This window comes from Pedobacter sp. MR2016-24 (assembly GCF_026239655.1).
Classification (GTDB): Bacteria; Bacteroidota; Bacteroidia; order Sphingobacteriales; family Sphingobacteriaceae; genus Pedobacter.
Genome location: NZ_JAPIVO010000003.1, coordinates 271,080 through 288,504, shown reverse-complemented (window position 1 = coordinate 288,504; position 17,425 = coordinate 271,080). Strand labels below are relative to the sequence as shown.

General features: G+C 39.8%; 14 protein-coding genes. 7 read left to right on the top strand and 7 right to left on the bottom strand.

Annotated features, from left to right (window positions below):
- Positions 1 to 6 precede the first annotated feature (6 nt).
- From OQX62_RS08925 to OQX62_RS08905, 5 genes are all read left to right on the top strand, one after another.
- Positions 7 to 1,272 (top strand): right-handed parallel beta-helix repeat-containing protein, encoded by a 1,266-nt coding sequence (locus OQX62_RS08925; protein ID WP_265831132.1) that lies wholly within the window; start codon positions 7 to 9, stop codon positions 1,270 to 1,272.
- A gap of 72 nt (positions 1,273 to 1,344) precedes the next feature.
- Complete coding sequence (locus OQX62_RS08920; protein ID WP_265831131.1) at positions 1,345 to 2,427, top strand: phytase; 1,083 nt, start codon at positions 1,345 to 1,347, stop codon at positions 2,425 to 2,427.
- A gap of 6 nt (positions 2,428 to 2,433) precedes the next feature.
- Positions 2,434 to 3,837 (top strand): purple acid phosphatase family protein, encoded by a 1,404-nt coding sequence (locus tag OQX62_RS08915; RefSeq protein ID WP_265831130.1) that lies wholly within the window; start codon positions 2,434 to 2,436, stop codon positions 3,835 to 3,837.
- A complete protein-coding gene (locus OQX62_RS08910) occupies positions 3,824 to 5,650 on the top strand; it encodes a cytochrome-c peroxidase (protein WP_265831129.1) in 1,827 nt (608 codons plus the stop codon). Before OQX62_RS08915 ends, OQX62_RS08910 begins: the two co-directional genes overlap by 14 nt.
- Before the next feature lie 199 nt (positions 5,651 to 5,849).
- Positions 5,850 to 6,872, top strand: a complete 1,023-nt coding sequence (locus OQX62_RS08905) for an esterase-like activity of phytase family protein (RefSeq protein WP_265831128.1) — start codon at positions 5,850 to 5,852, stop codon at positions 6,870 to 6,872.
- Here OQX62_RS08905 and dinB read toward each other — a convergent pair.
- Entirely contained in the window at positions 6,869 to 7,969 is a 1,101-nt protein-coding gene (gene dinB, locus OQX62_RS08900) for a DNA polymerase IV (protein ID WP_265831127.1), read from the bottom strand. The two genes, OQX62_RS08905 and dinB, sit on opposite strands and share 4 nt — an antisense overlap.
- 98 nt (positions 7,970 to 8,067) lie before the next feature.
- Between dinB and OQX62_RS08895 the strand changes: the two genes are divergently transcribed.
- Together OQX62_RS08895 and OQX62_RS08890 are read left to right on the top strand one after the other, a co-directional pair.
- Positions 8,068 to 11,469: a glycosyltransferase gene (locus OQX62_RS08895; protein ID WP_265831126.1), complete on the top strand. Its 3,402-nt coding sequence runs from the start codon at positions 8,068 to 8,070 to the stop codon at positions 11,467 to 11,469.
- A gap of 88 nt (positions 11,470 to 11,557) precedes the next feature.
- Complete coding sequence (locus OQX62_RS08890; protein ID WP_265831125.1) at positions 11,558 to 11,890, top strand: hypothetical protein; 333 nt, start codon at positions 11,558 to 11,560, stop codon at positions 11,888 to 11,890.
- Positions 11,891 to 11,932: 42 nt separating this feature from the next.
- Here OQX62_RS08890 and OQX62_RS08885 read toward each other — a convergent pair whose 3' ends face one another.
- The 6 genes from OQX62_RS08885 to OQX62_RS08860 form a co-directional block, all read right to left on the bottom strand.
- Positions 11,933 to 13,123 (bottom strand): metallophosphoesterase, encoded by a 1,191-nt coding sequence (locus OQX62_RS08885; protein ID WP_265831124.1) that lies wholly within the window; start codon positions 13,121 to 13,123, stop codon positions 11,933 to 11,935.
- Between the two features lie 34 nt (positions 13,124 to 13,157).
- On the bottom strand, positions 13,158 to 14,075 hold the full coding sequence (locus OQX62_RS08880; protein ID WP_265831123.1) for a cation diffusion facilitator family transporter: 918 nt from the start codon (positions 14,073 to 14,075) through the stop codon (positions 13,158 to 13,160).
- Between the two features lie 50 nt (positions 14,076 to 14,125).
- Positions 14,126 to 14,713 carry an RNA polymerase sigma factor gene (locus tag OQX62_RS08875; protein WP_265831122.1) on the bottom strand — a complete coding sequence of 196 codons (588 nt, stop codon included), beginning with the start codon at positions 14,711 to 14,713 and terminating at the stop codon, positions 14,126 to 14,128.
- An 86-nt stretch (positions 14,714 to 14,799) separates the two neighbouring features.
- Positions 14,800 to 16,167 carry an MATE family efflux transporter gene (locus OQX62_RS08870; RefSeq protein WP_265831121.1) on the bottom strand — a complete coding sequence of 456 codons (1,368 nt, stop codon included), beginning with the start codon at positions 16,165 to 16,167 and terminating at the stop codon, positions 14,800 to 14,802.
- A gap of 33 nt (positions 16,168 to 16,200) precedes the next feature.
- Positions 16,201 to 16,830, bottom strand: a complete 630-nt coding sequence (locus tag OQX62_RS08865; protein WP_265831120.1) for a helix-turn-helix domain-containing protein — start codon at positions 16,828 to 16,830, stop codon at positions 16,201 to 16,203.
- Between the two features lie 30 nt (positions 16,831 to 16,860).
- Positions 16,861 to 17,346, bottom strand: coding sequence for a DUF4442 domain-containing protein (locus tag OQX62_RS08860; RefSeq protein WP_265831119.1), 486 nt, complete (start codon positions 17,344 to 17,346; stop codon positions 16,861 to 16,863).
- Between the last annotated feature and the right edge of the window lie 79 nt (positions 17,347 to 17,425).

Genomic DNA, 17,425 nt, shown 5'->3' with positions numbered 1-17,425 from the left:
CTAAATATGATGAAGATAAAAGTATTATTAATGGGAGCGGTACTGATTACGGCACTATTTGCAAGTTGTGAAAAAGCTAATGTTGATGTAGACACAACGCCCATACCGGTAAATACCAGCGGTATTTCTGGTGAAGTTTATGGAATATGGACCAAGGGAAGCGTTATTAGGGTAACTGGTGATATTATTGTGCCTGTAGATAAGTCCCTGACGATAGAAGAAGGTGTATTGGTAATTATGGATACACTGGCAAGACCAGAGTTTATTGTGAAAGGAAATCTGTACTCAAGAGGGACAGTAGAAAATCCGGTAAAAATTACTATTGAGGAGAACTATAGAAATGAGGCACATAAATTAGGTAAAATGTGGGGTGGTATCCTGGGTGCACCAACATGTAAGGAATTATTGTTAGACCATACCATTCTTGAATACGGTGGTTCAACTGTCACTGAAGCCTCTATGTCATTAAAATTGGGTCTGTATAAAGCAGCAGCTGGTGAAAACCTGCCCGCGCTTTGGTTTTCTAATGTAAAGGGTAAATTAGTAGTTAATGGTAGTACTATCAGACATTTTCAGGAAGACTGTACTTATATCGAGGGTGGACAAATCATCTTCACAGGAAACAGGTTTTATGCTACTGGCTTAACGGGTGGAGAGGGAATAAACATTAAATCCGGGTGTATAGCAGATGTATCTTATAATTTATTCTATTCAAATAATACCAATGCGCTAAAACTTTCAAACGCGGGAGACCGTGTACCACAGGCACATGTTATCGCTTTTAACAATACGATGTTAAATACTGGCTGGAGAAGACCAACTGCAAAAGGCGGATCGGTATGGGTTGAAGCATCAGTATTTGTAGAAATGTATAACAATCTTTTTGCCAACACACGTTTCGGTATTAAAAGAGATGTAAAGAAACTAGAGGATGCCAGATCTAAATTCAGGAATTCACTATATTATGGCGAGACACAAACCATTGTAAATCAGTTTCAGCCAACTGCTGAAATTGTGGGGGGTGTAAACGATGTGATCAGTGCAACCGTTAAGGCCAATGATCCTTTATTTGTTAACTATCCACTATCCACATCAACAGACAATGTAACTTTTAATGAAGGCTGGGACTTCCACCTACAAGCAGGTTCTGCGGCATTGAATAAAGGTACTAAGGATTTTGTACGTAATTTTCCTAATGGTATCACCATTAATGGTGAACTGTATAGTTCTCCTGAGCCATCATCATATATCGGTGCTTACGGAGCTAAATAGCTAATGTTTTAAAATTATAATATCAAACACATCTTTGGTTCATCACTGAAGGTGTGTTGTTTAAAGATTCATATGTTACATAAAAAAATATTACCGCTTTTAATAATTCCGGTTCTTTTTGCCGGCTGCAGTAAACGCATTAACCCTTCAACTGTGGTAGCTGAAAATGTCGTAGCTATCAAACCCGTATACATCTCTGAAAAAGTAGGATTTGATTCTGATGATCCCGCTATCTGGGTCAACCCAAAGGATGCCTCAAAAAGTCTGGTTATAGGCACGGATAAATCCGCAACAGGCGGGTTGTATGTATTTGATCTGGAAGGTAAAATACAACATGCTTTAGTGGTAAAGGGGTTAAAGCGCCCGAATAATGTAGATATTGCCTATGGCTTAAAACTTAACGGGAAATCAACAGATATGGCTATCACGACTGAACGCATCAGCCACAAACTCCGTATTTTTTCTTTACCGGACATGAAAGCGGTTGATGGAGGAGGCATTGCTGTATTTGAGGGGGAAACCTTGCCTGAATACCGCGATTTGATGGGGATATCGGTGTATACCAGTAAATCCGGTAAAGTCTATGCTATCGTCGGTCGTAAAACTGGTCCTAAAGATGGCTCCTATTTGTGGCAATACCTGCTGACTGATAATGGATCAGGACAGGTGAAAGCTGAGCTTGTCAGAAAGTTCGGTATGTATAGCGGAAAAAAAGAAATCGAAGCCATAGCGGTAGATAATGAACTGGGCTATGTTTATTACTCCGATGAGCAGCATGGTGTACGTCAGTATTATGCCGATCCGGAAAAGGGAAATGCAGAGCTGGCTTTATTTGGCACAACGGGTTTCTCAGAAGATCATGAAGGAATATCAATTTATAAAACTTCTGCCAGCAAAGGATATATTTTAGTGTCTGATCAGGGCGCTAACCGCTTCCGGATCTTTAGCAGGGAAGGTACTGCTCAAAACAAATTTGAGCATCAATTACTAAAAATTGTTAAAGTGGAAGCGAATCATAGTGATGGCTCAGATGTAGTAAATATGCCGTTAAACAGTACCTTTAAGCATGGATTATTTGTGGTGATGAGTGATGACAAAACATTTCACTACTATCGCTGGGAAGATATTGCAGGTAAAGACCTGAAAGTAAAATAATATAAAATGATAAAAAAATATTTGGTCTTTTGCAGTTTAGCTGTACTGTTGTTTTCAGCAGCAGGCTTTGCTCAGGAAAAAAAGGAAAAAGGTGCTGCTACTGAACCAGTAAGACTCATACGCGGACCGTATTTGCAGGTGGCCAGCAGTACGGGTATTATGATTCGCTGGAGAACAGATGTCTCTTCCCGGAGTAAAGTAAATTATGGTACAGTCCCGGGTAAACTTGACCGGTCGGCCGAGGACCTTAATCTCCTGACAGAGCACAAAATAAGCTTAACAGGGTTGAAGCCTTATACTAAATATTACTACAGTATTGGTGAATTGAAAACTGTACTTCAAGGCGATGAACATAATTCATTCGTTACCCTGCCTGAACCGGGTAAGCCAGGACACTATCGCATTGCAGCTTTAGGTGATTGTGGTGATAACTCTATTAATCAGCGTAATGTGAAAAAAGAATTATTGAAGTATCTGGGTGATGGAGAGCATGCATTAGATGCCTGGATACTATTAGGTGATAACGCCTACCAGGATGGCACTGATTCTGAATTCCAGAGTAAATTCTTCAATATTTACAAAGATGACCTGTTAAAAAAGTATCCCATGTATCCTGCGCCTGGAAATCATGATTACCATGATACGGACCTGACCGCTAAACATGCACAGGAAACACATGAAACAGCATATTACCAGAATTTCTCGATGCCTGCTGAGGCTGAAGCTGGTGGTGTGCCTTCTCATACACAGGCTTTCTATTCCTTTGACATCGGTAATATCCATTTTTTATCTCTGGACTCTTATGGCAAAGAAGACAAATCGTACCGCTTATATGATACAATCGGTCCGCAAGTACAGTGGATTAAAAAAGACCTTGCTGCCAATCAAAATAAAGGCTGGGTAATTGCTTTCTGGCATCACCCTCCTTATACGATGGGTTCTCATAATTCTGACGAAGAAGAAGAGCTGGTAAAGATCAGAGAGAATTTTATACAGATTATTGAGCGTGCTGGCGTTGATGTTGTGCTGAATGGTCATAGCCATGGCTACGAACGCAGCAGACTGATGAAAGGACATTATGGTATGGAAAACACCTTTGATCCAAAAAAACACAACCTGAGTTCCTCGTCTGGAAAGAATGACGGCAGCAAAAATTCCGCCCCATATACTAAAACTTCAAAAAACAACAATGGAACGGTGTACGTACTGAGCGGCTCTGCAGGAAAACTAGGAGGGAAACAAGCCTCTTATCCGCATAATGCAATGTATTTTTCTGACGCTGATCATGGAGGCTCATGCGTGCTGGACGTAAAAGGTAACCGGTTGGAATTGAAATGGATCTGCGCTGATGGCCTGATCCGCGATCAGTTTACTATGGTGAAAGAGCTAACGAAAAATGCCTCAAAATAAGCTGAAAGTATTTTTATTATGTACGCTATGGCTGACTTGTATCTGTATTGTACTCGGTCTTAAAACTGAAGAACATAGTCCGGGTATCAAAAATGCAATACAATATTTTAAAGAAAATGCTATCCTATTCAGCAGTTCTTCACTTGAATTAAAAAAAGCGGTATCTCTATTAGACAAGGGAGACACCGCTACTCTTTTCAGGGCTAAGATGGCACTAAAAAAGAGCAGGAGCAGCTACAAAAGAATTGCTTTTTTTATGGATTACTTTTTCGCAAGTTCTGCTATGATTTATAACAGACCTGCAAAGGTTGAGGTTGACGAGCCCTACATGGAATATCAGGAGCCAGCGGGTTTTCAGGTAATAGAATCACTTCTTTTCGATAGTCATCCCTATCAGCAAAAGGATGAGCTCATCGCACAGTGCGACGTAATTTCTTACTCTGCTGCAGATCTGAACTCCTTATTGTATCGTTTTTCCGGAACTGATGCAGAACTGCTGGAAAGCGTGCGCCTGGAATTGATCAGCATAATTACTTTGAGTATTACAGGTTACGATGCCCCGGAATTAAAAAGTGGAATTGTAGAGTCATACCAATCCTTATATGCGATCAAAGCTGTTTTGAAACCTTTTTTGGCTGATCGCTCCAGCGGTGAAATTCAACTTACATCCAATATTAACGCCACACTTGATTACCTCCGGGCGCATCCTGATTTTGATAGTTTTGACAGAATGGAATTTATGACTACATATGCTTTGCCGCTGCAGGAAAAGCTAAGCAGATTCATTTCGTCGCTGAATATGAATATCAACCGTAAAAGCGCACTCAACTATGAGGCTAAAAACATTTTTAGCGGGGATGCAATACCGGTTAGTTCATTTTCTGGCCTGAAGGTAAAAGATAGCATATTGGCAGCATTAGGTAAAAACCTGTTTTTTGAAAAAAGACTTTCAGGCAATCTTCGGAGGAACTGTGCAGACTGTCACCGTCCCGACCACTTTTTTGCAGAGGAATTGAAAACCAGCCGCACTTTTGATGGCAATGGAAATGTGCAGCGCAATGCACCAACACTGTTATACAGTGCCTTTCAGTATTCACAATTTTGGGACGGCAGGGCGAAAACCCTGCAGGAACAAGTCAAAGCAGTAATCGCTGATCCACAGGAAATGAATGGCAATCATCAGGTAGTAATTAACCTGTTAAAGAAAGATGAGCAATATTACCGGCAGTTTTCTACTGCTTTTCCAGAGACAAAGGAATCTGTCAATATAGATTACCTCGCTGATGCATTGGCTGCCTATATTGCTACGCTCACCCCTTATAATTCTCCCTTTGATCAATACATTTCCGGAAATAAAGAAGCAATGTCGTCCTCACAACTTAAGGGTTTCAATTTATTCATGGGTAAGGCACAGTGTGGCTCTTGTCATTTTGCACCATTGTTCAATGGATTAATACCTCCTTTTTATAAATTAACAGAATATGAAACATTAGGTATTCCGGCAAATGATGACTTCAAACATTTGAAGAATGATATGGATCCCGGCAGGTTTGGTTATTTCCCCATCAGTTATTATCAGGCTGCTTTTAAGACGCCTACGGTTCGTAATACAGCACAGACGGCACCTTATATGCATAATGGTGTATTCAACAGTCTGGAGAAAGTATTGGAATTTTATAACCAGGGTGGTGGAGCGGGGCTTAAAATGGATGTTCCTCAACAGACACTAGCTTCAAAACCGTTGCATTTATCGGATCAGGAAGTTAGAGAGATTATTGAATTTATGCAATCTTTAACAGATAAAGTGGAATAAAATGGTAAGGGTTGTATATTTGTATCAGTTCCTCTAATCTGAACGAATGACCTGTTTTACCGTTAATGACATAGTAAGAAAATCACTGATTTTTCTAGCCTTTCCCCTCATATTCAGCTGTACGGCACAAAAAAATGTCAGCATAAAACAGACGGAGACAACCAATATTGGTCATCTTAGATTTATTAATGAATACACGGTGCCCCACAACCTTATTTTTCAGCACACCACAGTAGGCGGACTCTCCGGTATCGATTACGATGCGGTGCGCAATATTTACTACCTGATCTGCGATGATCGTTCACATTTGAATCCCTCCAGGTTTTATACGGCACAGATTTCATTTTCTGCCGCAGGAATTGATAGTGTAGCGATTAATGGCGTTCATTATTTAAGACAGAAAGATGGTGCCACTTATCCTGAAATGACCAGGCATGCCACAAAAACAACTGATCCTGAGGCCATGCGTTTCAATGCAAAAACAGGGAAACTGTACTGGACAAGTGAGGGGGACAGAGTTATTAATACGAAGGATACCATCCTGATAGATCCTACCATAAATGTGGTGAATACTAACGGCTATTATGCAGATTCTATTCCACTACCGGCAAATCTGAGCATGCAACTGGCCGATCATGGACCGAGGAGAAATGGCGTATTGGAAGGTTTAACTTTTGCCAATAACTACCAGAGTTTATATGTCAGTATGGAGGAACCTATGTTTGATGATGGACCGCAAGCTGCGCTGATTGAAAACGAAGCCTATGTAAGGATTTTTAAGTTTGATGTTAAGTCCGGGAAGAATGTTGGACAATATGCTTATAAACTCAATCCGATTCCTTTTCCCTCACCAGATAATGGAGATATGAATAACGGAATTCCTGATATATTATGGCTTGGCAATGATAAAATGCTGGTTACTGAAAGAGCCTATTCTGCCGGTAAAGGAGGTTCTAATATTAAGGTTTTTGAAGCAGACTTTAAAGGCGCTGATAACATCATTGATGTCAGCTCGCTTATTAAAAATCCTGTTACTCATCCGGTAAAAAAAAGATTGGTGTTAAATATGGACGACCTGGGGATGTATATTGATAATATAGAAGGAGCGACGTTTGGCCCTGTGCTACCTAACGGACATCAGAGTATAGTATTTGTTGCTGATAATAATTTCAATCCGGAGGAGAAAGCGCAATTCCTGCTTTTTGAGGTGATACCAGATTAAAATAGTTCCAGCTGATCGGGATCTGCATGTCTGCTGAATAATGCATTTCCAAAATTACTAAGGGAGATACCTAACAATCGTACGCCTACATCGACAAGCTCTTCCTTTAGCAATAAGCTTTTAGCGGCGTTAATAATTGCATGATAGTCAGATATAGGTTGTGGTAAAGACTGATTTCGGGTGATCTGTTTAAAGTCGCTGAATTTTATTTTCAATGTTAGCGTCCTGCCTTTCAGGCTGTTTTTTTGAAGACGGCCGGCAACTTTTTCTGCTAACAATTCCAGTTCTGTAAACATTTCTTCTGTGCTTTCGAGATCCTGTGAAAAGGTATCCTCAGCACCCAATGACTTTGTCAAACGGTGCGGCTGAACAGCCCTGTAATCTATTCCTCTTACAATATTGAAATAGAATTTGCCAGTTTTTCCAAATTTCCTGATGAGCTCCTGTTCTGAAAGTTTTTTAAGATCCGCTCCATTGTGCAGACCCATTTTCTTCATCTTATCAGCCGTTACCTTTCCCACACCATGAAACTTTTCGACAGGTAGTTTCTCCATGAAAGCGGCTATTTTAGAAGGGCCAATAAAGGTCAAACCGTCAGGTTTGTTCATATCTGAAGCTATTTTAGCAACAAATTTATTGCTCGATACGCCCGCGGAGGCAGTAAGATCTAATTCCGTTTTTATCGCATCCTTTATCTGCTTTGCAATTTCAAGAGCGGAGCCGATATTTAATTTGTCTTCTGTTACATCCAGGTAAGCCTCGTCAAGAGAGAGTGGTTCTATCAGGTCGGTATAGCGACTAAAAATCTCGCGAATGTGAACCGAAACGCTTTTGTAGGCATCAAATCTCGGGCGTACGAAAAGCGCATGCGGGCATAACTGAATTGCCCTTCTTGCTGACATTGCAGAATGGATACCAAATACACGGGCCTCATAACTTGCAGTGGCAACAACTCCCCGGCCATCTGGAGATCCGCCCACAACCAGTGGTTTCCCCTTGTATTCAGGGAAATCACGCTGCTCAACAGCCGCATAAAATGCATCCATATCGATATGGATTATTTTACGCTGAGGAGGGGGACTATCGTTTACAAGCATATGGATTTTTTAGTTTTACAAATCTCAGAATTATAGCGCAGATTTTTATGAGATTCTATCCTTATATTTGATCCTGATTAAATTATTAACGCTCGCAGATGGCCGAAAAACAAGTATTTCAAACCGCAAGAAAAAGTCGTTGGATTACTTTTCAGTGGTTAACCTGGAGTATCATTATCATATTTATTATTGCTTCGGCCTGTGTAGCTTACACGTTATTGTCTAACCATTACCCGGCACTGCCTGTCATTAATTCTGCTTCAACTTTAAGTAAGAAGCAGATAGAACAGATTAAACGGTCAACTCCATACAAGGATTTCAGCATTTCTAAAAAGAAACTGTTAAAGATCCGGAACGACCAGAAATTACATCGGTTGAAACATCCCAATAACAAGGTAAGGATTAACGCTGGTTTTTATGTGAATTGGGATCCGCAATCCCTCACCGATCTGAAAGACCACATTAAGCAGCTGGACATGGTGCTCACCGAATCCTTCTTTATTAAAAACGGTGCCGATACGCTGATTGACCAGGTTGATAAGGATGCATTGAAAGTTATCCTCCAAAATAAGAAAACTCCAATCGCTATGGTATCTAACTTTAGTGAGGATCATTTTGATGGTGATGCAATTCATAAGTTATTAATAGATAAAGATTTACAGAACCGTTTTATAAAAAATTTAATATCAAAGCTCAAACATTACAGGTATCAGGGAGTTAACATCGATTTTGAAGAGATCAAAGAACGTAGTGATGCACCCCTGGCTCAATTTCAGCAGAATCTTTATGAGCAGCTGCATCGTGCCAACCTGATTGTTTCGCAGGATATTTCGCCTGATAATGATGATTATAATCTTGATTTGCTGAATAAATACAATGACTATATTTTTGTGATGGCTTATGATCAGCATAGTGAAAATAGTAATGCCGGGGATGTATCACACCAGGAATGGGTAGAAGAGCAGCTGGATAAAATATGTGCAAAAATATCTTCTGATAAGGTAGTTCTGGCTCTGGCATGTTATGGATATGACTGGCCTGTGAATGATGTAGGCACTACGATCACCTATCAGCAGGCAGTTGCAAATGCAGCCAGATATAAAAGCAGGATCAATTACAATAAGGTATCTGCTAACCTGAATTATAATTATACAGATGAATCTGGTATGGCACATCAGGTGTTTTTTACCGATGCCGTAACTAATTTTAACCTGATAAGAAGGGCTGACGACTGGGGCATTGCGGGTATTGCCATCTGGCGAATGGGTGCGGAAGACCCGAGATTATGGACCTTTATTTCTAAAAACCTCAGTATCGATTCAGTACGTAAAAGTGGTGTTGATTTAAAGCGGTTAACGCATATAGGCTTAAATGACAGAATTGATTATTCCGGAGAAGGTGAAATCCTGGATCTTGTTTCTGTTCCAAAAGCTGGTAAGATTGACGTTAAGATGGATACGTCTGACTATTTTATTTCTGCTCAGGATTACGTAGATCTGCCAACAAAATATAGTATCAGAAGATACGGACATGCAGATAAAAAGATAGTGCTGACGTTTGATGATGGCCCGGATCCGGTATATACTCCCCAGATCCTGGATATTTTACAACGCGAGAAAGTTCCCGGTAGTTTTTTTGTGGTGGGTATTATGGCAGAGCAGAATATGGGTTTATTACTGCAGGAGTTTAAGATGGGTTACGAAATAGGTAACCATACTTTTTTTCACCCAGACATGTCTAAAGCTGGACCTGAACGTGTGAAATTTGAATTAAATGCCACAAGAAAACTTATTGAATCCATCACCGGGCATAGTACTATTTTATTCAGGCCTCCTTATAACGCAGATGCTGAACCAAGTACTTCGGCTGAGATCCTTCCCGTAGCGCAAAGCAGGGCTGAAAATTATATCAATATTGGCGAGTCTATCGATCCTGAAGACTGGCAACCTGGCATTTCTGCGGATGAGATTTTTAAGGCTGTAGTGAAACAGCAGGATCTGGGTAACGTATTATTACTGCACGACGCAGGGGGGAACAGGTCAGCCACTGTTGAAGCCTTACCAAGAATTATTAAATACTTTAAAGACAAGGGCTATAAATTTGTAACTATTGGTAGTCTGATAGGGAAAAGTAAGGCTGAACTGATGCCTGCGGTGACAGCTGATGGAAATGGTTTCGTCAGCTCGGGAGATACCTTATTTCTGCGGGTGTTCTCATATGGTACATTATTCTTAAATTATGTATTTATTCTTGCCATAATCCTGGCAATGCTGAGAAGCATTTTTATTGCAATCCTCGCCGTAAAACAAAAGATATCAGCGCGAAAAGAGAAAGGTCTGCTGCTTAAAAACCCTGATTATAAGGTGAGCATCATTATCCCTGCATATAATGAAGAGGTAACTGTGGTGCAGACAATCAATAGCCTTTTGAAAACAACGTACAAAAATGTAGAGTTTATTTTTGTTGATGACGGTTCAAAGGACAGCACTCTTGAAAAGGTAAATGATGCATTTGCGGGCAATAAAAATGTCCGTTTGTTCACCAAGCCTAATGGAGGCAAAGCATCAGCACTAAACTATGGAATTTTGCAGTCTTCGGCAGATTTCGTGATTTGTATTGACGCAGATACCCAACTTAAATCAGATGCAATAACCGAACTGATGCGTTATTTCTTTGAGGATGACATTGCTGCTGTCGCAGGAACGGTAAAAGTGGGAAATGCAAACAATATGATTACCAATTGGCAGTCGATAGAATACATTACTGCTCAGAACATGGATCGCAGGGCTTTTGATATTTTAAATACGATAACTGTTGTACCAGGTGCCATTGGAGCTTTCAGAAAAGAAGTCCTTTTAAATGTGGGCGGTTTCATGACGGATACACTGGCGGAGGATTGCGACCTGACAATGCGTATCCTAAGGGCTGGCTATACTGTTCGTAATTGTGATAGTGCAGTAGCTTATACGGAGGCTCCTGAGACGGTCGATATGCTATTGAAACAGCGGCTCAGGTGGAGCTTCGGGGTGATGCAGAGCTTCTGGAAAAACAAAAATACGCTTTTCAACAAAAGGTACGGCTATTTTGGAATGGTGGGTATGCCCAATATCCTTATTTATCAGATTATCCTGCCGATATTTTCCCCGCTGGCCGACTTTTTCATGCTGCTTTCAATCATTACTGGTTTGTTCTCTTTATCTTCCGTAAATTCGCTGACGCTAACTGGAATAGGTAGTTTATTTAGCCTTAACAACGGTTTTGGACAGGTCTTTTTTTATTATTGTATGTTTATACTTGTAGACCTCTTATTTGCTGCAATAGCTTTTAAGATGGAGAAAGCATCCTATAAAAAATTGATTTATGTGATTCCACAAAGATTCTACTGGCGACAGTTGATGTATATAGTCCTTTTCAGGTCACTGAAAAAAGCGCTTAAAGGAGAGTTGGAAGGCTGGGGAGTGCTGAAACGGACCGGAAATGTGAAAACCGAAAACTTTTAATGGCAAGTTCGTAAAGAATCAAATACTTTAGACAATATAAGTTCAAACAACAAGATAAATAAAAAATAACATACAGAAAGACAAAAATATGAGCGAGAATAATTCAAAACAAACATTTTCAGATTTTAATGAGTTTTATACAAAAGGCGTAGAGCCTTTAAAAAAAGCAAATCCATCTTTTATCAGGTTAGATGGAAAACTTAAAGGTAATACCAGGGTTGTATTCGGATACTTTATGTACCAGAATAAAAAATGGAAAGTAAACGCAGATACACACATTGACAGAATCAAAATTGCATTTGATCAATTAGCAAAAGGGAATGACCCCTTCGTCATCAAAGCATTGAGAGATAACCGTGGCGAATACCTTGCTATTAAAGGTCAGCCAGTAAGGGACAGTAAGTTTTACGTATTTGCCTAAGCTTTATAAATGTTGAGATGGGAGGGTAGTTGAATAAATCAGCTACCTTTTCTTTTTTCTCAATGTGATTAATGTAACCTCTGGCCAGATGCCGATTCTGCCAGAGAATCCTAAAAAACCAAAACCACGGTTGATATTCAGTACCCTGCCATTTTCTGATTTAATTCCTGCCCAGTGTGCATAACGGTATTTCACCGGACTCCATTTGATCCCGAAAGCTTCCAGTCCGAATTGCATTCCATGTGTATGACCAGAAAGTGTAAGGTGGATTTTCGGAAGGAAAGTTTTTACCTGAGCTTCCCAATGTGAAGGATCATGTGAAAGTAAGATCTTAAAATCCTGGTCTTTTACGCCCGTCATCGCCTTCCTGAGATCACCTCGTTCTCCAAAACCAATGCCCCAATTTTCTATGCCCGCGAGGATAATCTTCTGGTCACCTTTCACAATTTCAACATGTCTGTCTAATAATAAGTCAAAACCAAGTTCTAAATGATATCTTTTCAGTTGCTGCAGGTTGGCTATCTTATCAGTCTCCGCAGGCCATTGTACGTAATCTCCATAATCATGATTACCTAAAATTGAAAACTGACCATAGGGTGCTTTAATCTGGGAAAACAAACTGATCCAGGGCAGAATCTCTTCCGCTTTATTGTTGACCAAATCTCCCGTAAATACAAACAGATCAGCATGCTGACTATTAATTAGTTCTATTCCCCGTTTCACAGCAGAAGGGTTGTTGAAACTGCCGGAATGGACATCGGATATCTGGCTGATCGTAAATCCGTCAAATGCATCGGGCAGGTCATCAAATTCCAGTTCATGTCTGATTACCCTATAATTATATTTACCGAATACCATTCCGTATAAAAATATACATACGGTAAGAAAGAACATAAAGAATGCGAATTCCACCCAGTAATAACTCCTCATCCCATTGTTGAAAATGCTGTAAATATCTCCTGGAATAAGGATTAGAGAGACTACCAATTCAGCAGCTAATAAAATAAGGGTGATATGAACCACAGATTTAAAAAACAAATCCATTCCATTTGATGCCATTCTGCGAAGCGCGAGAAAAAAAGATGCGGCTAATGCAGTGAGGACAAGCCAGAAACCAGGTACAATGAAGTGATTTGAAGTCAACACCAATAATCCGGATAACACATACCAGTTTAATAAAAAAATAAAAAGCGCTATAATAACAAAAGGTAAAAGGTTGATTTTTCTTTTCATGCGTATGAGGACAACGTAGCGTTGAGTTGCAAACTTATAATTTAAATTGGAGAGTGTCTGCTTCAGGCTGAATAATGACAAAACGAATAAGATTGAAGTCCGATTTGATATCTTTTCTTATCCTGTCAATGGCTTCATTGATCTCCGCAGTATCCTGATGTGCTTTAAAGGCTACAATTAGCATAAGTATAACTTCTTCCGGAGATTGATAAGTGGATAAAATATGTAATACTTTCAGGACTGCCGGATCTTTTTCCGCCAGTAAAGTTATTTTTTGCTTGGATACTTCTGAGATTCCCTCTCCAAGTAACAGACTTCTGCTTTCCCTGGCCAGAATTAAAGAAACGGCAACAAGCAGCAGTCCGACTAACAGCGATGCCACACCATCGAGTTGCGGAATCTGGTAATGGTGGCTGAAAACCATACAAATAATAACTGTTATCAAGCCTAAAACAGCAGCACCATCTTCAAAAAGTACCAGGAAATTGGAGGGGTCTTTACTGCGAACAATTGCGGTCCACCAACTGTCTTGTCCACGTACCAGGTTAAACTCTTTTGCGGCAATAACAAGAGAAGCACCCTCAAAAATAACAGATACTGCAAGTACTACATAATTCCAGGTAGGGTCACCCAATGGCTCGGGCGCTACAATATGGATAATACCCTGATAAATTGAAATCCCTCCCCCTAATCCGAAAATCAGGATTGATACAATAAATGAATAAAAATATAACTCCTTGCCATAACCGAATGGTCGAAGCGCATCCGCTGGTTTTTTACTCCTTTTTAATCCGAAAAGCAACAGCAGCTGGTTTACCGTATCTACCATGGAGTGTATACCTTCAGAAATCATTGCTGCACTGTTACTAAATGCTCCCGCAACGAATTTTGTAATGGCAATAAGAAGGTTTGCTGCTAAAGCACTATATATTGATTTGTTTGAACTAGCCATATGTAGCGAGCACTAGTCAAACCTCATACCAAAATCAAACGATTTTGCTGTTAAAAAAAGGTCCTTAATGTAAGTATGGCTGTGCGTATTCTTGTTTTTACAGTTCCTATTGGTAATTCCAATTCTTCGGCTGCCTCAATATGGGTATACCCTTCAAAATAAACAAGATTTAAGATTTTGACCTGAATTGGCGTCAGGAAAGATAACAAAGCCTTTATATCAATGATTTCCGGATTATACAGGATCTGATGTGTCTGGTCAATTTCTATAATAAGGTTTTGGAGATTTTCGTTTTTTGCACTGTTTAATTCTCCACGACTTCTTAACTGATCTATAGCGGTATTTTTTGCTAGTCTTGCCATCCAGGTAAATAAGCGGCCTTTAGCAGCATCGTACTGACCAATTGATCTCCATATTTTTAAAAAAGATTCCTGCAGTACATCCTGTGCAACATCTTCGTTTTTAATCACCTTACAGATGATCCCCAGCAAAGCAGGTGCATAAAGCTTATATAGTTTCGCAATTGCAGATGCCTGTCCGATTTTGAGAGATCGTACTAGTTCTGTTTCGAAACTGTTTTGTCGCTCCGGTAATGGTATAGGAGTCATTTCGGTTGATGTGCCTGGCAGAGCGTTCATATTGCAAGAGTGGTTGGTTAACTGTCTTGAAAACAAATTTCAAGCCCCAACACCACTTTATTCCTGACAGGAATGCGAATTTTTAATTAAACTATCTGACTGGAAACTAGAAACTTTGTCTTCTTTTGAAACCTGAAGAATAAAAGGATTGAGGCGGTGAGTAAACCAAATGTTAATCCATACCAGATGCCATTTACGCCTAGTTTTAAGGTGATACCTAATAAGTATGCAAGAGGTATTCCAATGATCCAATAGGCTATAAAAGTGATAAGGGTCGGAACATTTACATCTCCGATACCTCTCAATACACCAAGACCTACCACCTGAGTACCATCAAAAAGCTGGAAGAAGCCTGCAATAATCAGCAATTGTGCAGCAATCTGTACAACAGCCGTATCTTCTGTATAGATAAATGGAAGAATATTGTTTGCGCAGATAAAAAATATGGCCGTAACAGACATGAATGCGATAATCACATGATAACTCGCTATAGCAGAACGTCTCAAATCCAGCAGGTCATTTTTACCCAGATAAGTTCCTGTTTTGATGGTTGCAGCTGATGCAATCCCGCTTGCCAGCATATAGGTCGTTGAAGCCAGATTGATCGCTACCTGGTGTGATGCCTGTTCCACTGCACCAATGGTACCGATAAGAATTGCGGCACCACTAAACGCGCTGATTTCGAAAGAGTATTGCAATGCCACGGGTGTTCCGATTTTCAGGATTTTTATACTCCTTACTTTATCTGTCAAAGTTAAACTGAAAGTTTTCAGGTACTTCTTAAAGTTAACAGACTTGAAAACGTAGAAAGACATCACCGTGGCCATTAACATACGGTCTATCAATGTACTTATTCCAACACCTTTAACGCCCATAGGAGTGATGCCAAACATTCCTTTTACCAGGATTATACCGACTATGATATTGATTGCATTACCCCATATGGAAATATACATTGCCTGTTTGGTAAAGCCCAGACCTTCGGCAAACTGTTTAAATGTCTGGAAGATCATCAATGGTAAAATTGATAATCCAAGATAAGAAAGGTATGGTTTAGCATAGGCAACAACATCCGGCGACTGCCCTATATGGTCTATAATTAATAATGTACCGAAGTGTATAAACAAGTAAAGTACAATTCCCATGAGAATGTTAATAAGCAGACTATTGGAGAGCAGTCTACCGCATTCATCATAGTTTTTACGTCCGTTTTCCTGTGCAATTAGTGGCGTTAAGCCATAAGAAACACCCAGCCCCAAAACAAGAACCAGCATGAAAAGACTATTTACCAGAGAGACTGCCGCAAGTTGTACGGTTCCGGCAAAATGGCCAACAATTACACTGTCTGCAAGATGTACCAGCGTATGGCCAAGTTGCGAAACCACTATCGGCATTGCCAGTCTGAGATTATCTGCGTAGTAAGGTTTATATTTTGTGTATAGTGAGCTGAACATGATTTTTTTAATGGGGGCGTAAAGGTAGAATATTTAAGGCTCTAAGAGGCTAAAATATTCTTCTTTTTCTGATAAGTTAGGACGAAGGAGTCCTGCCAGGATGAGGCTGACCAATATTTTCTGTGCCTGTTTATGCGAACACCTGGTTAGTTTGCAAAATTGTTTCAGCGTTATTCTTCCTTCCTCTGCTAAAAACTGCATTAGTTTTTTCTCATGATCAGAATAGGTAATCAGCTGTCCAGTATGCGTATTGTCTTTTTTTAATACATCTACAATAATTTTGCTGGCCAGGATACTTTTGTCTTTCACCCTAAAATAGGCCCACCATTTTTTATTTTCATCCAGCGCATAGTGTGGCTTTGTATCACTTTGTGCGATTGTTGCTACCAAAACAAGTTTACTATCTACGTATACTTCTTCAAATTCCGGCTCTATTGCCGGTTTGCAAAACTGGTGTGCAGATTTTATGATCATATATTTTTCTTCTTCCTCCGATTTCACCCCTTTAATACTTCCATCATCTGCTACGCCTATCAATAATCTTCCCCCCCGGTTATTGGCAAAAGCAACCAGACTCTTTGCTATTTTCTCATTGTTGGAAATGGTTTTTTTAAAATCAAGCGTTGTTCCTTCACCTTGCAAAATTAGTTTCCTGATATTCATGTCCCGTTGTGTTAAAAGCGAAAATTAGATCTAATAAGCTACATGGCCTTTTTCGCCACTATGGAGATTTCTTACATACACCTCATTCATAATTGTAGCACATATTTCTCCCTGTTTATTTACGATTTCCATCGGATATGCCTTCACAAATTTTCCTGTGGTATTTAACGCTTCAATGGCATCATTCAGCATCTCATCAGTTACGTTAATCGTAAAATAAAGATGAGAACGTCCCGGTTTGAGGTATTGTATACTTGCACTTTTCAGCCACACTCTAACCTTAAAGCCTTCCCTCTGGAGTAACTGGTCAAATAATAAGGCATAGAAGGGATCTGTTGCAGCGTAAATCGTTCCGCCGAAAATTGATCCGTTGTAATTTTTATTAAATAAACTTTTATTAATTTTCACGTCGACACCTCTGAATCCCCTGTGAAAGCGGCGTACCCGGATTCTTTGGAAGAGCAGGGGCGGATACAAACAAAGCGCCCATTTTAATGTTTTTTCTGATACGATCATGCCGTTTAAATATCAGAAAGATTATTCGAAAAATAACAGGATATGCAGAAACTTAAAGTAATATTTAAGTAATTTGCTG